Below are 19,415 nucleotides of genomic sequence, written 5' to 3'. Positions count from 1 at the left end.
GCACGTGCAGAATGAGATCAGCCGCCATTTGACGGACTATCCTTCGCATTGTTTACCAGATACCTAGCCCGGAGCGAACACATCGCAGGGACGACAGGTAACAGACATGACATTCCGGCTTTCGCGCAAGGTGGCCACATTTCTGGCATTGCCGCGTTTCCAGAAACTCTGGCTGGCCCCGACCTGGTTGGCCCTGGGGATCGCGCGGCTTGCTGTGCTTCTGGTGCCCTTCCGTCATCTTGGGCGTTTTGTAGGCGTGCCAGCTGGGGTCAATGCGTGGGTTCCACTGGCGACCGAGGCCCAATGCAGGCGCGCAGATGCCATCGGACAGGTCATTCGTCTGGCGGCCAGCTACACGCCCTTCGATGCCAATTGCTTTACTCAGGCTTTGGCCGCACGCGCGCTGCTGGGTCTGTACCGCATACCCTATGCGCTGTTTTTCGGCGTCGCGCGTGACCAGCTCGCCGCCGGCCTGAAGGCGCATGCCTGGGTTGCCACCGGACCGGTGAAGGTTACGGGCAATGAAAGCTTTTCGACCTTCACGGTGGTTGGCATGTACGTGCCCCAGGGTCTGACGCGCTGATGCCATGGCTGAAGGCGCTGCCTGACCTTGCGGCTCTGTTTGCCCGCGTGCCGGCGGGCAGAGCGGCGGGCGTTTTGCTGCTGACGATAGCGGCCAGCGCGACAGAAGGCGTCGGCGTCATTCTGCTCGTGCAACTGTTGTCGGTGATCGGGGGGCAGGTGACGGACAACGCCGTCATCAACGGCGTGATGGCCGCTCTGGCCTATCTGGGTATTCCTGCAACCGCAGAGGGGCTGCTCAGCGTATTTGTCGGCCTGATCGCGTTGCAGTCTGCCGTGGGCTATGCCCGCGATCAAGCCATCGTCAAGCTGCAGTTCGATTTTGTTGATGGGCTCAGGCAGGATTGTTTTGAAGCGCTTCTGTCAGCCGAATGGCGCTGGATTGCGCCGCATCGGCCTGCAGACCTTGCCAATCTGATGCTGGTCGAAATGAGCCGGGTCGGCCTTGGTGTCCAGTCTGCACTGGCCCTGCTTGCGGCCATTGCTGCAGCGCTCGCCTATCTCGGTGCCGCGCTGATCATCGCGCCCGGCCTGACGGCCATCGTGCTTGTTTCGAGCGGAGTGATCCTTCTGGCATTGGGGCGGTTCAACCGTGAAGCCTATGCGCTGGGCCAGTTGCAGGGCACGGCCAACCGGAGCCTGCTGCAGACCCTGCAGGACAGCATTGGCAGCATCAAGCTGGCCAAGGTACTGGGGAATGAACGCCGTCACCTTTCAAGGGTGAAGGATGCGATTGCCGGGGTTCGCCATGCGCAGCTGTCGTTTGCCCGCAACACATCGCTGTCGCGGGCCATGTTCCAGGTTTGCGGGGGCGCGCTGCTCGCGCTGTATGTGTATCTGGGCCTGAAGCTGCTGGCGGTTCCTCTGCCGGAGCTGCTGACTTTGGTAATCGTGTTTGCCAGGCTCATGCCCCTGCTGATGAACGCGCAGCAGCACGCGAGCCGGAGCATCAACATGCTGCCTGCCTTTGCCGAGGTCGCCGAGTTTCTGGCTGCCAGCCGCGCTGCCCGGCAGACGGATATCGCAAGCGAGCCTCGACCCGTTCCGCTTTCCCGGGCCATCGAGCTTCGCGACGTCCGCGTGTCCTTTCCTGGTCGCGAACAACCGGTGCTGGATGGGGTTAGCCTGACGATAACGGCGGGGCAGATCACGGCGATCATGGGCCCATCGGGCGCGGGCAAGAGCAGCCTGGCCGATGTCATCATCAGCCTCGTCACGCCAGATGCCGGCCAGTTGCTGGTCGACGGAAAGCCGGTGTCAGGCGCCGACCGGCAAGGCTGGATGCGTTCGATCGCCTATATGCCGCAGGAAATATTCCTGTTTCCCGGCACGATCCGCGACAACCTCCTCTGGGCGAGTTCATCTGCTGACGATGCCAGCCTTGCAACGGCACTGCGCCGGGCGGCTGCGGACTTCGTTCTGGACCTGCCTGACGGTCTCGACACGCAGATCGGTCAGGCCGGCGCGGGCCTGTCCGGTGGCGAACGGCAACGGATTGCGCTGGCGCGGGCGTTGTTGCAGCAACCCCAGCTGCTGATCCTGGACGAGGCCACCAGTGCGCTGGACGCGGCGGCCGCAGCGCGCATTCTGGAAGCGGTTGCTGCGCTGCGAGGGAGCACGACGGTCGTGCTGATCGGGCATACACCAGCGGCGGCGATGATTGCCGATCAGGTCCTCGTCATGCTAAACGGCCGGCTCGTTGCTGCCGGTCCCTGGGCGCAGGTCAGCGACCGACTGGTCAAGGCAGGGTCATAATGGAACGTACCGCACTGAAGGCGCTTGCGCTTGCGCTCATCTGCCGCCCCGGATCACTGAGCCCGGAAAAGGTCCGTGCCCTTTCTGCAGCGGACTGGGCCCAGATTTTCGATTGGGGGCAGGAGCATCGCTTCCTTCCCTACCTGCATTACGCGCTCAAGCAGGCGCATCTGCTCGAGCTTGTTCCGCCAGACCTCAGCGACCAGCTGCAGCCGCTGCGCCGTAGCATGGCCCTGCGGGCGCTGGCCGCGAAGGGCGATATGGTTCGCGTCCACCAGACGCTGGAGGATGCGGGAATTGCCCATGTTTTTCTGAAGGGCGCCTATCTTGCCGAGTTTGCCTATCCCGAGCCCAGCCTGCGACCGCTGCGCGATATCGATGTGCTTGTGGCAAGGCCCGAGGCCATCGACGCCTATGAGCGGCTGCAGGCAGCCGGGTTTGCGCGCGATCCGTATTATACCGGGCATATCGAGGCCTATCTGGAAGGGTCAAAGCACCTGCCGCGCCTGATCGCGCCCGATGGCCGCGCGGCGGTGGAACTGCACGTGCAATTGACCGAAAGCACGCGCTATTCGGACGCGCATCGGACATTGCGGGCCGAGGCCGTCCTGGCGCGCGCGCAGTCCAGCCGCGTTGCCCATCACGATATCCGGTTCCCCACGCCCGAAGACATGCTGGTGCATCTGTGCGTCCATGCCGTCTACGAGCATCAATTCAACATTGGCCCCCTGATCCTGCCGGATCTTCACTGGCTGCTGGCAACGCATTCCATCGATTGGAAGACCGTGTGGGCCGATGCGGCAGAGCAGGGGGTGACCCGCGGCGTGGCATTGGTGTTGCGGGTGCTGCAACAGCAATGGCCGGGCTCGCTGGAAGGCCAGCCGCACGATCTGCTGCCGCTGGCGGATGTTGACGACACTGTGGCCCATCAGGCAGCGGACATGATGTTGCGGAGCTTTGCTGCAAGAAACGATGTCGCGATCCTGGAGGGCGTTCAGGCAAAGCCGACGCTGGCGGGCAAGCTGTCGTTCGTTCTTTCGAAGGCCTTTCCGGCGCCGTCAGAGCTTGCCAAGCAGTTCCCGCGCTCACCCAATTCGCTGGCCATCGTGATGTGCTATCCGGTGCTGTGGCGCCGTCTCCTCCAGCAGCGCCTTCCCGACCTGATCGCCAACGTGCGCACGGAGCACAACGTGGCAGAAGCTACGGCTCTTTCGCGGATCAGCGCCTGGCTTGCCGGGTGAAGGCATGGCCTATGTCAGAGTTGTGCTGGATGCGCCTTCGCCGCAGGGCCGTAGACAACGCCGGCGCAAGGTGATGCAAGCAGCCAGGTGGCTCTGAAATCCGTGCTGTAACGCTTTTTTGTCGTGTTCATTCCCGAACCCATCCATCAGGTCGGGATTGGCGCCGCATCCTCTCCAGAAAGCCGCTACCTCTTGAGCGGCTGTAAATGTAAAATAATCTTGACCCCGTGGAGTGGACTAGGTAGCTTCAAACCGATGTAAATGGCTTGGATAAGGGAACGCGCTCATGAGTATTGATGCACTTGAAGGTAAAGGCGGATCGACTGATGGTGTTGTGCAGTCGGCGGATGACAAAATAAATGCAGCGCGTCGCACTTGGAGCAAGCCCGCCCTGGACGAAGTCGACATCGCAAGTGTCACAATGGCAGGTGGCCCCGGTACTACCGATTCGACTATTCTTTCCTGATTGGAACATGACAACTTTTCGGGCGCTTGGTTAGTCTGCCGTCAGGCAAAGCCGACGCGGGCGGCAAGATGATGCAAACAGCCAGATGGCTCTGAAATCCGCGCCGTAGCGCTTTTTCATTGTCACCCCCGAACCAATTCATAAGGTCGGGATCGGCGCAGCATCCTCTCCAGAAAGCCGCCACCCCCCGAGGGGCCGGAAACACAAAAGAACCTTGACCCATTGATGTGGGCTAGGTAGCTCTCGAGACCAGTAAATGGTCAGGACAGGGGAACGTGCTCATGAGTATTGATGCACTTGAAGCTAACTGCGGATCGACTGATGGTGTGGTGCAGTCGGCAGATGATAAAATAAATTCAGCACGTCGCACTTGGAGCAAGCCCACCCTGGATGAAGTCGACATCGTAAGCATCACGATGTCAGCTGCCCCCACTGATTTTGTGGACGGGGGCTTTCTTTCCTGAGTGCGCAATTGCGGGGGCTTGGCTGACCGGTGGTCAATGAATGCTCCCGCATCGTTCCGCTCCTCATCAGCGCCTCCCCATGGCGGTCTCGTCTGACATCGACACGCCGACTTGGCACCCAGTCAAGTGGCGGCCAATGGCCGGGTTTTCGAGCGCAAGCTTGAAGTGAGGCAACTGAAGTACGCCCGGAAACATCTGGCGACCGTGTAGCGCAGCATCGATGGCGCTGTTACAGAACATGCGCTGTTGTTCGAGTTGGCCTGAACAGTTCTCCGTCAAAGCCCGTTCCGCGCTGCTTTCATGCGCACCGTAGCGGATTTCCCACGAAAAATCCTCACGAAAGCCGCGTGAGAGAAGTTTGCAGCGTTCGCGCTGCAATAACTGTCCATGACAAGGCCGCGCACAGGATCGGCCCAATATCGCCTGCGCATATCCCCTCAGTTCCGCTGATCGGTGAAAGTGGACGAAAACCAATGATCGATCATCGCGGCGTCATTGCGGTCCTTAATCTGTTCGTCTCGCAAATCAGGAGTTATCGCGCTGAACTTTGCGTAGGAAATGCGTGGCCGATAATGTGCGCAGAAACTGCAATCGATACTTCAGGTCATCAGATGGCGCTGCCTTGTCCGGATCCGGAATAGAGCGGCCGAGGCGCTCGAGGCCGTCGAGATCAAACAACGTCTGGGCCTGCAGGTTGGATTGGGCACGCAGCGCTTCATCGAGGAGGTCGTCGCGCGCCACTGCCAATCGGCTGGCCCAGTCGGCTGCCTGCAACCCCTTCCTGCGCTCCTCCAGAACTGTAGTTGGCAACCGGTCGTGGAACGCCTGGCGGTAAAGCCACTTTGGCTGGCCATGGCGCAAGAACAGCGAGTCCGGCAAGGCAAGGCACAGATCGATCAAGCGCCGATCAGATGTGGGATCCCGATAATCGACCCCAAATCTTGCCAGCAGCCCCTTGTTGGACAGGGCAGCAAGTTCCTGCTGCCAAAATAGCCCCAAGATCCGATCGCGCCGACTACGAGCGGTTTTCCCGGTGCTATCGTATCGATCCTCAGACACCTGATCGGCGCGAAGCAGGGAAACGTTGAGCGGATGACCTGTTGGCCGGCCAAACCGTCGCTGCAGTGCTTCGAAATGCTTGCGCCGCAAGAAAGGCCGCAGGCTCCAGTTGGCCAGCGCCAACGGGGTCATCGCGCCCCTGCGCAGTACAGCGAATGCCTCGATCAGCCAGCGCAACAGCTTGCCGCCATGAAGCAGTGCGTTCAGCCGCTCCAATCCATGATCGCTGATTGTCATGTTGCCCCACGCGCCCGTGACGACGACCGTTCCGCGGCCAAGCGCCCCCGCTTGCCGCGCGAGTTCGGTCATCCAAACCTCGTTGCAGAGATTGAGAGACGGATACTCTTGATAATGGAACCTTGCATCGCGGTCATCGCCAATCATCCGCCCGGGCGCATGATCAATGACATGGTCAATGTTGGGATATAGCTCTGCCACGCGGCGGGCGTGTTGGCTCTCGTCACCAAAGCGGTCTGGCCTTTCAAGCACGCGCGCATCCGGGTGGGGTGCATGGGTGAAGGATGTGAGCCGTTGACCCGTTTCGGCCAACTTCATCGCGGCGGAGGTCGTGACGGCGGTGCTATCCAGACCGCCGCTCAACAACGATGCAAAGCCTGCGTTCCCTCGCAACCGATCGGCAACTGCACGATCAAACACTGCGCGAAAGGCTTCAATCTGTGGCCGCGGATCGCCAGTGTCGGGCAATTGTGGCGGCGGGACATACCAGCGCCTGATCGATCGTTCGCCGCCTGCGGCGAAGCAGACATGGGTGCCTGGCTCGACACGGTCGACTCCTGCGAAAAAACTCCCGGTTCCCTTCATCGGCACGAAGCCCAGAAGATCGCGCACTGTGGTGATGTTCGCTGCGTAAGCGACGTCCGGCAGGGCATGAAGACCCTTTGCCATGGACGCGAAGGCGAGCCCGTTGGGTGTTCGGGCATAGAACAGCGGTCTGCCACCGGGAAAATCGCGGGCCAGGTGCAAATGCCGTTGTTCGAGATCCCAGACGGCAAAGGCAAAATCACCGTACAACCGCTCGATGGAGGCAGCGCCCCAGGCTGTCCACGCGGCCAGGATCAGCGCGGAGTCGGACATGCTCTGCAATCGTTCAGGCGCGATGGCCAGATCTGCCGCCAGCTCGGTGCGGTTATCGATCCGCGCATCCGCCACAAGATGAAAGCGCCCCGTTTCATCCGCCAGGGGCTGCCGATCGAAGCGATCTTCCGGCACCAGGCGCATGAGCTGGCAGGCAATGGCAACGGAGCCGTCCTCGCCTTCCCATCGGGCAGATCGGTCGCGGCCGTACATCGCCAGGGCAGCCTGCATTGCTGCTACGCCTTGAGCGGCGTCGGAATGACCCCTTTCAAGCCATAGCCCGCAGATTGCACTCATCTCGCCGCGCTTTGCTGGCCTGCGACCAGACGCTCAATGTCTTCGCAGATGCCGGTGAGGGCCTCGAAATTGTTTGGTCGATCGAGCGCTATTACGGGGACCTTGACGGCCACTTGCGCGCTCCACTCGAGCACGGCTGGCGCGTAACCGGCCGCATACGCCGCATGGCGCTGATAAACATGGGTGCAGAGCATGACAGTAGCCTGCTGCCTGTTGAGCGACACGTAGTGCGGGCGGTCCCGACTCGGGTCGCAGCCGAGGGCGAGCACCAGCTCCAGAGGAGAACTATCCATCGATGACGGGCTGCCAAGGTCCACATAATATTTGTCGTATCCAGAAGCGATGCGCGCTCCTTCCGAAACTGTATCGCCAAGGCGGTGCGCTGAATCCTGCCAAAGACGCATTGCGTTCATACCCGAGGGCACGTGGGCGGTCACTGGATCGACGATCAATTGATCATCTCCCACAAGCCGGTGTCCGCGGGCTACGAGAGCCCGGCCAAGCGTCGACTTGCCTGCTCCGCTGTGCCCGACGATGGCCACCAGTCTCCCAGCTATTTCGACCCCGCAGCCATGCAACGGCACCAGACCTCTCTGAAAGAGCAGCCAACCCATTGCCGGCCCGAACAGTGCCGCATGCAATCCTGCTTCGGAAAGGTGAGAGGCTACGTCGACGGTTATGAGGCGGCCAGATGAAATGGCAGCTGCGAACCCCAGCTCCGACGTGAACCGGGCCTCCATGTCCGCAAAAACAGAGAATTTGTCTGCGACAACCAGCGGCGTGTCTTGCCGGTCTTCCAAAGCCGCAAATTCGATTGTGATGTCCGGTGAGGTCGCGGCCGACGATGGCAGAAAAGCCAATGGCCGTTCGCAGCAAATTACCAGCCCATAAAGCGAGTAAAAAAATCGAGGCAAATCGGCTTCAGACATTACACGAAAACACCCTCTGTACTGCCGTTTCCATGATATCGCCGATCTATCGAGTTCATTTTGACTGAGCTACATCGGAATTTTATAAAATAGAACGTAAAAGAAAAATCGAATTGCATTGAAATAGATGTGAATATTTTCAATATGAAATATGCACGAGTCCCTTGGATTACATTTCAGTTAAGAATTGCAAGGTGTCCGTTTGGATCTGGCCAGGCTCTGATTGGAAGCGGGTCGCTAATACCGCGCACAAATCGGCAACTAGTCGGGGCTCTTTTACTTCTCGGAAAATCTCAGAGCCGATGGAATCGAGGTGAAAGTATTTTCCGCTCGCAACGTCGAGCATAATAAAATCGCCATCCATCTCTGAAAAAATAAGGTCGGAATTGAAAGCTACGGTGCTAGACATGCTGATCATAAAATCTCATCTTATATGATAACCGGTAAGATTCAAAACTTCTGAAGCTGTCAAAAAATCTTACCTGAAAATACCCATTGAATTGCAAGCTGTGATTTTTTGGAAAAGGCTTCGCATGTATTCGAAGGGTATCGATGATCCCTGAGTGGAAAACGTCTTCGCAATTGAGATATCAGGAATCTCTATCTTCGCAAGATGTGTCTGGCCTGCTGCCGGCTTGGTGGACACCCAGGCAGGCTCGTTCAGGCCAGGCCAGCTTCTTGTTCGAAATCGACAGGGCTCACAAAGGCCTGCGGTAACCGCCGACGTGCGTTTTCGGCATGAGCAGCCCCCTCGAATGCCTCGATGGCGCGCATGGGAACACACCCAATGACGCTTCAAGCGCGCCGAGTTCCCAAACGGATATTTTGGCACAGATATCAGACGTTTTCGAAGAGGTGTGGGCCGATACCCGAGACCATATGGTCTCGTCACCCGTCCATCGGTCAAACTGCTGCACTCCGACACCGTCGGGGAGCGTTCCTGATCCACTGCAAGGCGCAGTCGCGGCTAGGAATGACAAATGATGTTAGGAATTCGACGACAATTGACTCCGCGGGGCAAGTGTCATCAGTTTGCTACCATGAAGCTCCACCACATACTTTGTATCGGCGCCCTGGCAGTCAACTCCGGCCCCTTGGCTGCCGGTGTACAACCGCCGAATTTGAAAGCTCTTACGCGGGTGGCTCAGCAGTCCGGGGGCCAGTCGGCTTTTCGCAATGCCGGTTACGACAAGGTTATGGCCTGTGCAGGCCGGGTCCATGGCATGTCCCTGGCCTCGAAAGACCCGGAAATAAAGCGGGTCGGCCAAGCCGCCGCGCAGGCATTGCTGGCAGAGGCCAAGGTATTGAAACCTGAAAAGACCGACAGGGAACTGAAGTCCGAGTTGGTCGTGGCGGCGAACAGGTTCTTGGGAGCGGCGATCGAGCAGGACCGCGCCACACAATCGCAAATCGAAGGCGCCTGCAGGGCAATTGGCGTCGGCTAATTTGAAAACCTCACAGATCGCAAGATGACGCCATCAGGCTCACTTCGAACAAACCGGAGACAAATCGATGCAGGAATATAACACTCGCGGGCTTCTTTCAGCCGCTGTTGGCATGTCTCTGGTGCTGACGCCGACCTTTGTTCCCGGCGTTGCGCATGCCAAGGAGGCCGCTGCGGTCAAGGTGTCCGGCAAGGATGCGATTGCAGGTGCGACCACAGTGGCGATTGGCGGCTTCAACGTGGGCTTCATTTTTGAATCGACCGACCAGATCCAGAAGACCGGCGGCGCGCTTGCGGCGGTTGGTGGCGTCACCAAGGCCAAAAGCAGCCTGGTCGGCGTAACGCCTGAAATGATGCAGCAGATTACCGATGCTGCATATGCGGATCTCGTTCAGCGGCTCGCCGCCAGTGGCTTCACCGTGGCCGAGCCTGCAGCCGTATTCGCCAGCAAGGAACTGGCCAGCAAGGGCAAGGCGGAACCAGCAGAAGCGACGTTGCTGCTCGAAAAGAAAAGCAAGGGCAAGGCGACCTATATGTATCCCGCAGCCATCCCCCGCCAGATCATGATCATGGGGGATATCCCGACATCGGGCGGCTTCGGCCAGATGGGCAACACCATGGCCTATGCGCAGAACAGCGTTGCCCTGGGCAACTATGCCCGATCGTCAGGCACGCCGGTCATCACCGCAACCTACCTGATCGACTTTTCTGACCAGAAGCGCCCTGGCGCGTTCAATTTCGGTGGCCTGAAAGTCAACGCCAACCTGTCGGTTACGCCCGGCTATTCCAAGATGACGGTAATCGGCGCCAATGGAAAGCAGACGGTGCTGACGCTGGGTCAGTCGGTTTCGGTCGATGGCGAGTTCATCGAGATGTCCGATGCCAGCAGCGGCAGCGAAAAGGGCGTTCAGGCCGCTGCGAATGTCGCAGGCGGCATCGCCGCTGCGGTTGGCCTTGGTGGCCTCGGCTTTGGCAAAACTCGTAAATACGCCTTCAACGCCAAACCGGGCAACTACGAGGAGGGCGCAACCAAAGTTGCCAGCCTTGCCAACGATCTGCTGGTAGCCCAGCTCACCGGGCCGCGCTGAACTGCTGGCCGGCACGGCGGGACTGGCACGGCCAACCAATTGGTTCCAACGGGCTTTGGCCGGGTTGGCGTGGCGCTATGTTGCTAAAGAGTACTGACCGGCTTCAGGCTGGCCCGGTAAGCCAAAAACCTGCCATGGCAGCCAGTGAGATCATTCGGGTATCGGTTGGGCTGTTGCATCAGGAGTTGCCAATCAATGCGTTCGCACGGCAACCGCTCCCCCGAACGTTACCGCGTCAACCGCCATCAAGTTGGCTCCGGAAGGGCAAACCAAGCGTCCCAAGGACATGTGGAAGCGCACCTATGATCGATACTGGCTGGCCTATTTGCAGCTGGACCAAGCATGAAGCGCAGTCATTGCAGGCATGATTCTGAGGTTGGGCGGCGCGCCCGACTACCAGGCGAATTCACGCGCAAGAACGGCCGAGCAGGATGGCTGCATCAAGGCCGCGAAAAACCGCATGATAGGGAACAATCAGGGAAATCCCGTCGCACCATGACCTAAACCACTGGAAAGTGGTGACCCCTACGGGAATCGAACCCGTGTTTCAGCCGTGAAAGGGCCGCGTCCTAACCGCTAGACGAAGGGGCCATCTTCGCGGGAAGCGACCCATTAGGGATTCGCGGCTGGGCAGTCAAGCGCGGTATTTGTCTTTTCCAACCTTTTTCACCGATCGACCGGAGCGAGGTCGTCGACGTGCATTTCTGCGGCGTGATTGCCGTTCCAGCTGTCGATCTTCACGCGCCCGGCAATCCAGAAGCGGCGGTCGCGCGGCGCACCCAGCAGCGCCTGGCCCAGCGGGGTGTCGACGCTGCGGAAGGCCATCGCCTTGAACGATGCGCCGTCATCGCCCGCTGCGATCGCGCGGACATGGGTGGTGCCGACGACATCGCAGCGTACGATTCGCACCGGCCCGGTGGCGATGCGCGGCGCGGGCCAGCCCATGCCGTAGGGGCCGGCACTTTCCATCCGCTCGACAAGGTCGGGCGTCAGCCCGCGCGGGGCTACGAGCGCATCGACCAGAAGCCGCGCCGATCCTGAAGCTGCAGCGACTGGCCCTGCGAGCCGGTCTTCAAGGAACTCACCGAATCGATCGAGCATGTCGGCGTTGATCGTCAGCCCCGCCGCCATCGCATGGCCGCCGCCTGCGACCAGCAGTCCGGCGTCCTTGGCTGCGATGATCGCCGCGCCCAGATCAACCCCGGGAATAGAGCGGCCCGATCCCTTGCCGATACCGGCATCATCGACCGCGATCACCAGCGAGGGCTTTCCGGTACGTTCCTTGATTCGCCCGGCCACGATACCGATCACGCCCGGATGCCAGCCCTTGCCCGACAGCACCGCCACCGCGCGGTTGTGCTGCGCGGTCAGCAGCAGTTCGGCCTCTTCCTGCACCATCGCCTCGATCGCGCGGCGTTCCTCGTTGAGCCGCGAGAGCTGCGCGGCGATATCGGCGGCTTCGGCCTCGTCCTGCGTGGTGAGCAACCGCACGCCCAGATCGGCCGAACCGACGCGGCCGCCTGCGTTGATTCGCGGGCCCAGCGCAAAGCCCAGATCCGAACACACCGGTGCGCGCGTCAGGCGGCTGGCGTCGATCAGCGCGGCCATGCCGATATTGCCGCGTCGGCCCATGATCTTGAGCCCCTGCGCGACGAAGGCGCGGTTGAGCCCCTTGAGTTGCGCGACATCGGCCACCGTGCCCAGTGCGACCAGATCGAGCAGGTCCATCAGCGCAGGCTCGCTGCGGCTGGCGAAATAGCCCTGCGCGCGCAAGGTGCGGACGAGTGCCGCGCCGAGCAGGAAGGCGACGCCCACCGCGGCGAGATGGCCGTGCGCGGCGGCCTCGTCGTCCTCGTCGAGCCGGTTGGGGTTCACCAGCGCAAAGGCGCGCGGCAGTTCGCTGGCGCATTTGTGGTGATCGACCACCACGACATCGACGCCGACATCGTGCGCCATCTGCAGCGCCTCATAGGCCATCGCGCCGCAATCGACGGTGACGATCAGCGTCGAGCCGTCTGCGGCCAGGCTGGTGAGCGCTGCGCCCGAGGGGCCATAGCCTTCCATCAGCCGGTCGGGGATATAGGCCCCTGCATCGAGTCCCAGATCGCGCAGCAGGCGGATCAGCAGTGCGGCGCTGGTCGCGCCGTCGACGTCGTAATCGCCATAGACCGTCACCTTCTCGCGCGCGATCACTGCCTGCGCGAGCCGGTCGGCGGCGCTGTCCATGTCGCGGAAGATCGACGGGTCGGGCATGAAGCCACGGATGGTGGGGGTGCGGTGCCGATCAAGATCGTCGCGCGGCACGCCGCGGCTGAGCAGCAGCAGGGCAACCAGATCGTCGGGCTGCAGATCGGCCTCGCGCCGGTCGCCCTCGGCCCCGCGCCAGTGCCATGGCTGGCCTGTCATCGACTGGGTGATGCCAAGAACGGGGTCGGGGTGCAGGGTGGCCATGGTTTCCAGATCGCAGATGTTCGGGGAAGTCTCCTGTTTATGCGCTGCGGCAGGCGTTGGCGAGGGGGAAGGGGCAAAAGCGGTGGAATGATCCGTTGGCTGCGCTATCACCAGCCCCATGACCGACACACCCACTCTGCTGATCGTCTGGCACAGCCGCACCGGCGCGTCCGAAGCGATGGCGCAGGCTGCTGCTGCTGCGGCTGCGGAGGAAGGCCCGGTACGCCTGCTGCGCGCAGACGAAGCGCAACCCGCCGATCTGCTGGAGGCTTCCGGTTATCTGTTCGTCTGCCCGGAAAACCTGGCGAGCATGACCGGCGCGATGAAGGAGTGTTTCGACCGCTGCTATTACCCGCTGCTGGGGCAGATCGAGGGGCGGCCCTATGCGGTGATGGTCGCAGCAGGATCGGACGGCGAGGGCGCGGTGCGGCAGATCGAGCGGATCGCCACCGGCTGGCGGTTGAGGCGCATCGCCGAGAGTCTTATCGTCTGCACCCATGCGCAAACGCCGGAAGATATCGCCGCGCCCAAGCATCTGCACGAGGCCGATCTGGCGCGCTGCCGCGAGTTGGGCGCAATGTTCGGCGCGGGGCTGGCCATGGGCGTATTCTGACCGTAAGTTCCTGAAAACCTGTCCCGTCCTTGGCGAGGATTTTCAGGTGCAAGAACAAGGAAGTGTCGCATGTTGCTTCGTACGTCTCTGCTGGCCTTTGCCGCGCTCGTCGCCGTCCCCGCTTCGGCGCAGCAGGCGCAGCCGGAAACCCGCCAGGTCGGCTCCGCACGGCTGGAAAATGTGCCCGCCATCCCGCAGGATATTCGCGATGCGGTGCAGCGGTACCAGAACTATCGCGAGGCGCGGTTTCAGGACTGGCTGCCCGATGGATCGATGCTGATCACCACGCGCTTCGGCTCCACCTTTCAGGTGCATCATGTCACAGCCCCCGGGTCTGCGCGGCGGCAGCTGACCTATTACAACGAGCCGGTGGGCGGCGCGAAGGCCGTGCCTGGTAGCAGCCGCTTCGTGCTCACCCGCGACACTGGCGGTGATGAGTGGTTCCAGCTGTTCGTCCGCGATCTCGATGGCGCAGGTCAGCCGCTAACCGAACCGGTGACGCGCAACCAGTCGCCGGTGTTCGCCAAGGATGGCAGCCTGCTGGTCTGGTCGCGTGCTACCAAGGGTTCGGCCGACTATGCGATCATGGCGGCCGATCCCGCCGATCCTGCCAGCCGCCGCGTGGTGTGGCAGGGCACTGGTGCAGTCGGCCCGCAGGATATCAGCGCCGACAAGACGACCGTGCTGCTCGCCAAGGGCATCTCCAACCGCGAAAACCAGCTGATGCTGCTCGACATGGCGAGCGGCAAGGTCACCCCGCTCGATTTCTCGATGAAAGCCAAGGCGCGGTTCGAGGAAGCGCGCTTCATCGATGGCGGCAAGGCGATCCTGGCGATCACCAATGCGGGCAGCGATTTCCGGCGGCTCGTGCGGATCGATGTCGCATCGGGGCAGATGACGCAGCTGTCGAGCAAGGTGAACTGGGATGTGGAGAGCTATGACCTGGCCCCCGATGGCCGGACGCTGGCCTATACGCTGAACGAGGATGGCTTTTCGCGGGTTTTGCTGACCTCGCTGACGACGCCCGATGCGATCTCTGCGCCATCGCTGCCGCGCGGGGTCATCACGGCGCTCGAATTCTCGCTCGATGGTCGCAAGCTCGCAATCGGACTGACCAACGCCACCACCGCAGGCGACGTCTGGGATGTCGATCTGGGCAGCGGCGCGGTGACCCGCTGGACGCAGTCGGAAGCCGGCGAGCTTGATCCGGCGAAGCTCGCCGAGCCGACGCTGATCCGCTTCAAGAGCTTTGACGGGCTGTCGGTGCCCGCTTTCGTCTATCGTCCGAAGACTGCTGCGCCCGATGCGAAGCTGCCGGTGATCATCGACATCCACGGAGGACCCGAAGCGCAGACGCGGCCCAGCTGGAACCCCGGCGCACAGTATTTTGCCGATGTGCTGAGCGCGGTGGTGATCCTGCCCAACGTGCGCGGGTCGGATGGCTATGGCACCAAATATCTGAACCTCGACAATGGCCCGTTGCGTGAAGACAGCGTCAAGGACATCGGTGCGCTGATCGACTGGGCGGGCAAGCAGCCGGGCATGGATGCGGGGCGGATCGCGGTCTATGGCCAGTCCTATGGCGGCTATATGTCGCTGGCCGCCATGACCTTCTATTCGGACAGACTGGTTGGTGGGGTCGAGCGTTACGGCATCAGCGATTTCGTCAGCTTCATGAAGAACACCGAAGCCTATCGCCGCGACAACCGCCGCGCCGAATATGGCGACGAGCGCGATCCCAAGATGCGCGCGGTGTTCGAGCGGATCGCGCCGCTCAAGAACGTCGGCAAGATCACCAAGCCGATGCTGGTGATGCAGGGCGCGAACGACCCGCGGGTGCCGCAGTCCGAATCCGATCAGGTGGTCGCTGCGTTGCGCGGCAACGGGGTCGAGACCTGGTACGTGCTCTATGCCCACGAAGGCCACGGCTTCCTCAAGAAGGCGAACAACGACCTGCGCCGCGAGGTGGAGACGGTGTTCCTGAGCAAATTGTTCGCGCAGTGAAGGGCGGAGCGATGAGAACGTTTTTTGACGCACGCCAGCATGATCACGCTCCGGCGGTGGAACTGCACAATGGCGCCTATGTGCCCCATGCAGAACATCGCGGGCGGATGGAGAATGTGCTGGCGACCCTTCAGCAGGTCGAAGCTCCTGCCGATTTCGGGCTGGAGCCGATCCGGCGGGTGCATGGCGATGACTATCTGGCCTTCCTGCAGACCGCGCACCAGCGCTGGGTTGAGGCGGGGCGGGCAGGCGACGCGCATGGCTATGCCTGGCCGGTGGTGGGCCGCCGTCCGCTCAAGCTTAACCGCATCGATGCGGACCTCGGCCAGTTCAGCTTCGATGCCTCCAGCCCGATCGCTGCGGGCACCTGGACGAGCTCATATTGGGGCGCGCAGTCGGCGCTGGCGGCGGTGCAGGCGGTGCTGGATGGCGAGCGGGCAGCCTTCGCCTTATGCCGACCACCGGGGCACCATTGCGGCGCGGACTATCTGGGCGGCTATTGCTTCCTCAACAATGCCGCGATCGCAGCCGAAGCGGCCATTGCAGGCGGCAAAAAGCGCATCGCGATCCTTGATGTCGATTATCATCATGGCAACGGCACGCAGGACATCTTCTACGACCGGGGCGACGTGCTGTTCGTGTCGGTCCATGCCGATCCGGTGACCGACTATCCGTTCTTCTGGGGCCATGCCGACGAGCGCGGCGAAGGGGCAGGCGAGGGCGCGACGCTCAACCTGCCGTTGCCACGCGGGACGGGCCTGGCCGAGTATCGCTCCGCGCTGGGCACCGGGCTTGCGGCCATCCGCGAGTTCGGCGCTGACCTGCTGTGCGTCTCGTTCGGAGCGGATACGTTCGCAGGTGACCCCATCTCGCAATTCGCTTTGCAGACGGAGGATTACACCCCCATCGCGGCCTCGATTGCCGCGCTCGATCTGCCGACGGTGATCGTGATGGAAGGCGGCTATGCCGTCGACGCGCTGGGCGCAAATGTGGCGGCGTTCCTGGCGGGGTTTGGATAGGCTGGAGGTGGGCCCCGCAAAAACGGTTGCCACTATCCCCCCTTCTTCACCTTCTTGAACGGCACGAACTTGCTCAGCGCGCAGCTGCCAAGGGGCGCGTCGATGCGCAGGTCCTGCACCAGCACGGTATCACCCGAGCACAGTCGCCCGACCGGAGTGGCCGATATCATCGTGTTGTCGCGGGCGCGGGGGCAGCCCAAATAGGGCGTGTTGACATAAACGATCGAGCCGTCGTCATACAGCAGTACATCGTCGCTCGCTGCTGTGGAACGGCGCAGGCGTACCCTGGGGATGCACGAGACAGGATCGCCCGCGACACGGTCGCGCAGATAGAGCCTGGCAATTTTCTGGCCGCGTTCATCCAGCTTCTCGATCGCACTCAGCGTACGTTCGCGGATTTCCGCATCACGGCAATCTGCCGCCATCAGCGGCGCGGTGCAGGCGAGGGCGGCCAGGGTCAGCATGACGGGCAGTCTGCGCATGATCATTATCCTCTCATCCGCCCCCTCAACATGCGCAGCATAGCTTGCTTCGCCGCCTCTCGCCAGCCGCTTACCACTCGCCGGTGTTGGGCATCGATACCCAGGGCTCGGCAGGTGCCAGATGGCCTTCCTGCAGCAGCTCGATCGAGATTCCGTCGGGGCTGCGCACAAACGCCATATGGCCGTCGCGTGGCGGGCGGTTGATCGTGACGCCGGCGTCCATCAGCCGCTGGCAGGTCTCGTAGACATTGTCGACGCGGTAGGCGAGATGCCCGAAGTTGCGCCCGCCGGTATATTCCTGCGGGTCCCAGTTGTGCGTCAGCTCGACCTCGGCCACGCCCTCCTGGCCGGGGGCGGCGAGGAAGATCAGCGTGAACCGGCCCTGCTCGCTGTCGAAGCGGCGCGTTTCCTTCAGCCCGATCAGCTCGAAAAAGCGTACTGTCGCCTCCGGGTCAGTGACGCGGATCATCGTGTGCAGATATTTGGTCATTATGCTACTTTCAGTTCATCGCAGTTAAGACACGGTTCATCGCCGAGAGGCTAATCGATCATCGTGCCGCAGGGGTGGAATACCCTCCGAATATAGGCGGTGTGCGGGACATTGGAAGGACAGAGAGCATGGTTGAAAGCGGGGCACAGGACGATGCAGGCAAACGCGGCTGGCTGACGGGGAACATCTTTCTGGCAGGCGCAGGAATCATGGCGCTGGGCATGGTCGCGGGCGGGTATCTGCTGGGCGATGGGCTGCTGCGCGCCAAGCAGGCGGACCGGTCGGTGACCGTGCGCGGGCTGGCGGAAAAGGATGTGACTGCCGACCTTGCCACCTGGACGATTGCCTATTCGGCGCAGGCGGACGATCTGGCCACGGCGCAGGCGGATATCGATGCCGACAGCAAGGCGCTGCGCGGATTCTTCACCGAACTGGGCTTTGATGGCGATGCTTTGCAGCCGACAGGCGCCAATGTCTCGCAATTCAACAACAACTACGGATCAACCACCTACACCATCCGCCAGCGCATGTCGCTGCGCACCAACGACATCAAGAAGGCGCAGGCGGCAGTGAAGCGGCAGTTCGACCTGATCAAGCGCGGCGTGGTGCTCGAGGAAGGTTCGGGCATGGCGTACAGCTTCACGAAGCTCAACGACATTAAGCCCAAGATGGTCGCCGAAGCGACCAAGGACGCGCGCGCGTCTGCCGAGCAGTTCGCCGAGGATAGCGGCACCGATGTCGGCGGCATCAAGAGCGCGACGCAGGGCTATTTCTCGGTCGAATCGCGCGACGGCGATGGTGGTGGCAGCTGGGGCGTCAGCGACACGCCGTTCAAGAAGGTCCGCGTCGTGACGACGGTGGATTTCTATCTGGATTGACCGACCAAATGCCTCTCCCTTGATGCGAGAGGCAGCGAGGCTTGGTGGCATTTCCACCTAGTCGCAGCGGTGAGGGTGATGGTGCGCTGCTGAAGCACTGCTCAATCCGGAGAGATCACCCAACCCAACCCTCCCCCATCAAGGGGGAGGGTTATTGCGGCATCCAAGCAGGAGAGCAGAGCGCTACTTCGGCTCTGCTTGATCCCCGCTTTCCGCCTGATCGAGCTGCGACAGATGCCCCCGCGCAGTCCTGGCGACCGGACCATCGGGGCGGATGTCGATCGCCTGGGTCCAGTTGCGCCGCGCAGTGTCGTACTGGCCTGCGCTGGCGGCGATGTTGCCTGCCTCCAAGGCCACTTCCGGATCGCGCGGGGCCAGCTTGGCGGCGATGTCGATATCGGCCTGCGCGCGGTCAAGCTTGCCCAGCCGGCGCGCCAGCGTGGCCGACAGCAGCCAGGCGAGCGGATCTTCGGGCGCAAGCCGGTGCGCCTCGTCCAATGCCGCTTCGGCCTCATCGGTGCGTCCAGCGACGACCAAGGCGCGGGCGCGGTCCAGGTGAAGCTCGCCCAGCAACAGCCCGTCGGCCTCGCCTTGCGCCATCGCCGCATCGAAATAGGTCAGCGCCCGGTCGGGATCACCCGATGCAAGCGCGGCATTGCCGGCCTGGGTCCACAAATTGGTGGCGCGCTTGTCATGCGCCAGCTCGGCATCGCGCGCCGCGGAGACGAAGCTGTCCGCCGCAGCGCTCCAGCGACCATCCCTGGCATAAGCGAACCCCAGGCAGTGGCGGGCGAAATAGCCGCCGCCTGCGATCAGCCATTCGTTCGCGGCCATGATGCCGCTCGCCGGATCATCGGTGGCCATGTCCATGCAGGAATCGAACCGTGCTTCATCTGCCAGTGGCGGAGTGAAGCCGGATGCGCGGGGCTTGTTCTGGAATTCATCGGGCCGTGGGGCTGCCTGGGGGGCAAGCGGTTCCAGCGCGTTAGCGTCTGCTGGGCCAACCTGCATCGCAGCGATCCAGATCAGGGCAGGGAAATGCGGCATAGATGGGTCGT

The 19,415-nt window shown here is 62.0% G+C and carries 19 protein-coding genes and 1 tRNA gene; 11 read left to right on the top strand and 9 right to left on the bottom strand.

Annotated features, from left to right (window positions below):
* Window positions 1-106 precede the first annotated feature (106 nt).
* The 5 genes from D618_RS0113300 to D618_RS19735 all read left to right on the top strand — a co-directional run bounded on the left by D618_RS0113300 (window position 107) and on the right by D618_RS19735 (window position 4,508).
* The gene (locus D618_RS0113300) at window positions 107-583 is read left to right on the top strand and encodes a lasso peptide biosynthesis B2 protein (protein WP_017672021.1); all 477 of its coding nucleotides are present in this window, start codon (window positions 107-109) and stop codon (window positions 581-583) included.
* Complete coding sequence (locus D618_RS0113295; protein WP_017672020.1) at window positions 583-2,337, top strand: ABC transporter ATP-binding protein; 1,755 nt, start codon at window positions 583-585, stop codon at window positions 2,335-2,337. The genes D618_RS0113300 and D618_RS0113295 overlap by 1 nt, the downstream gene beginning before the upstream one ends.
* A complete protein-coding gene (locus tag D618_RS0113290) occupies window positions 2,337-3,578 on the top strand; it encodes a nucleotidyltransferase family protein (protein WP_017672019.1) in 1,242 nt (413 codons plus the stop codon). The genes D618_RS0113295 and D618_RS0113290 overlap by 1 nt, the downstream gene beginning before the upstream one ends.
* 286 nt (window positions 3,579-3,864) lie before the next feature.
* A complete protein-coding gene (locus D618_RS19740) occupies window positions 3,865-4,044 on the top strand; it encodes a hypothetical protein (protein WP_152414727.1) in 180 nt (59 codons plus the stop codon).
* Between the two features lie 281 nt (window positions 4,045-4,325).
* The gene (locus D618_RS19735) at window positions 4,326-4,508 is read left to right on the top strand and encodes a hypothetical protein (RefSeq protein ID WP_152414726.1); all 183 of its coding nucleotides are present in this window, start codon (window positions 4,326-4,328) and stop codon (window positions 4,506-4,508) included.
* A gap of 66 nt (window positions 4,509-4,574) precedes the next feature.
* Here D618_RS19735 and D618_RS19730 read toward each other — a convergent pair whose 3' ends face one another.
* The 4 genes from D618_RS19730 to D618_RS0113270 form a co-directional block, all read right to left on the bottom strand.
* Window positions 4,575-4,886: a hypothetical protein gene (locus D618_RS19730; protein ID WP_152414725.1), complete on the bottom strand. Its 312-nt coding sequence runs from the start codon at window positions 4,884-4,886 to the stop codon at window positions 4,575-4,577.
* 147 nt (window positions 4,887-5,033) lie between these two features.
* Window positions 5,034-6,893 carry an asparagine synthetase B gene (locus tag D618_RS0113280; RefSeq protein WP_017672017.1) on the bottom strand — a complete coding sequence of 620 codons (1,860 nt, stop codon included), beginning with the start codon at window positions 6,891-6,893 and terminating at the stop codon, window positions 5,034-5,036.
* A gap of 62 nt (window positions 6,894-6,955) precedes the next feature.
* Entirely contained in the window at window positions 6,956-7,888 is a 933-nt protein-coding gene (locus D618_RS19100) for a hypothetical protein (RefSeq protein ID WP_081590518.1), read from the bottom strand.
* Window positions 7,889-8,057: 169 nt separating this feature from the next.
* Window positions 8,058-8,306 (bottom strand): PqqD family peptide modification chaperone, encoded by a 249-nt coding sequence (locus tag D618_RS0113270; protein WP_017672015.1) that lies wholly within the window; start codon window positions 8,304-8,306, stop codon window positions 8,058-8,060.
* 622 nt (window positions 8,307-8,928) lie between these two features.
* Here D618_RS0113270 and D618_RS0113260 point away from each other — a divergent pair.
* Together D618_RS0113260 and D618_RS0113255 are read left to right on the top strand one after the other, a co-directional pair.
* Window positions 8,929-9,333: a hypothetical protein gene (locus D618_RS0113260; RefSeq protein WP_017672013.1), complete on the top strand. Its 405-nt coding sequence runs from the start codon at window positions 8,929-8,931 to the stop codon at window positions 9,331-9,333.
* A gap of 112 nt (window positions 9,334-9,445) precedes the next feature.
* Window positions 9,446-10,420 (top strand): hypothetical protein, encoded by a 975-nt coding sequence (locus D618_RS0113255; RefSeq protein WP_017672012.1) that lies wholly within the window; start codon window positions 9,446-9,448, stop codon window positions 10,418-10,420.
* 516 nt (window positions 10,421-10,936) lie between these two features.
* Here the strand turns inward: D618_RS0113255 and D618_RS0113250 are convergent.
* Together D618_RS0113250 and recJ are read right to left on the bottom strand one after the other, a co-directional pair.
* Window positions 10,937-11,011: transfer RNA gene (locus tag D618_RS0113250), tRNA-Glu, on the bottom strand.
* 75 nt (window positions 11,012-11,086) lie between these two features.
* Window positions 11,087-12,871, bottom strand: coding sequence for a single-stranded-DNA-specific exonuclease RecJ (recJ, locus tag D618_RS0113245; RefSeq protein WP_017672011.1), 1,785 nt, complete (start codon window positions 12,869-12,871; stop codon window positions 11,087-11,089).
* Window positions 12,872-12,989: 118 nt separating this feature from the next.
* Between recJ and D618_RS0113240 the strand changes: the two genes are divergently transcribed.
* The 3 genes from D618_RS0113240 (at window position 12,990) to D618_RS0113230 (ending at window position 16,507) form a co-directional block, all read left to right on the top strand.
* Window positions 12,990-13,484, top strand: a complete 495-nt coding sequence (locus D618_RS0113240) for an NAD(P)H-dependent oxidoreductase (RefSeq protein WP_017672010.1) — start codon at window positions 12,990-12,992, stop codon at window positions 13,482-13,484.
* 69 nt (window positions 13,485-13,553) lie between these two features.
* Window positions 13,554-15,488: a prolyl oligopeptidase family serine peptidase gene (locus tag D618_RS0113235; RefSeq protein WP_017672009.1), complete on the top strand. Its 1,935-nt coding sequence runs from the start codon at window positions 13,554-13,556 to the stop codon at window positions 15,486-15,488.
* A gap of 11 nt (window positions 15,489-15,499) precedes the next feature.
* On the top strand, window positions 15,500-16,507 hold the full coding sequence (locus D618_RS0113230; RefSeq protein ID WP_017672008.1) for a histone deacetylase family protein: 1,008 nt from the start codon (window positions 15,500-15,502) through the stop codon (window positions 16,505-16,507).
* Window positions 16,508-16,539: 32 nt separating this feature from the next.
* On the opposite strand, the gene D618_RS19095 is transcribed toward D618_RS0113230, so the two are convergent.
* Both D618_RS19095 and D618_RS0113220 read right to left on the bottom strand, forming a co-directional pair.
* Window positions 16,540-16,989: a hypothetical protein gene (locus D618_RS19095; RefSeq protein WP_152414724.1), complete on the bottom strand. Its 450-nt coding sequence runs from the start codon at window positions 16,987-16,989 to the stop codon at window positions 16,540-16,542.
* Window positions 16,990-17,059: 70 nt separating this feature from the next.
* Window positions 17,060-17,479, bottom strand: coding sequence for a VOC family protein (locus tag D618_RS0113220; protein ID WP_017672006.1), 420 nt, complete (start codon window positions 17,477-17,479; stop codon window positions 17,060-17,062).
* A gap of 209 nt (window positions 17,480-17,688) precedes the next feature.
* On the opposite strand from D618_RS0113220, the gene D618_RS0113215 reads away from it, so the two are divergent.
* Window positions 17,689-18,357: an SIMPL domain-containing protein gene (locus D618_RS0113215; protein WP_152414741.1), complete on the top strand. Its 669-nt coding sequence runs from the start codon at window positions 17,689-17,691 to the stop codon at window positions 18,355-18,357.
* Window positions 18,358-18,540: 183 nt separating this feature from the next.
* Here D618_RS0113215 and D618_RS18370 read toward each other — a convergent pair whose 3' ends face one another.
* Window positions 18,541-19,404 (bottom strand): tetratricopeptide repeat protein, encoded by an 864-nt coding sequence (locus D618_RS18370; RefSeq protein ID WP_017672004.1) that lies wholly within the window; start codon window positions 19,402-19,404, stop codon window positions 18,541-18,543.
* Between the last annotated feature and the right edge of the window lie 11 nt (window positions 19,405-19,415).

It is taken from the genome of Blastomonas sp. AAP53, from assembly GCF_000331245.1.
In the GTDB taxonomy this organism is placed as follows: Bacteria; Pseudomonadota; Alphaproteobacteria; order Sphingomonadales; family Sphingomonadaceae; genus Blastomonas.
Note: the sequence above shows the minus strand (reverse complement) of the source record. Positions and strands in the feature narration are given on the sequence as shown.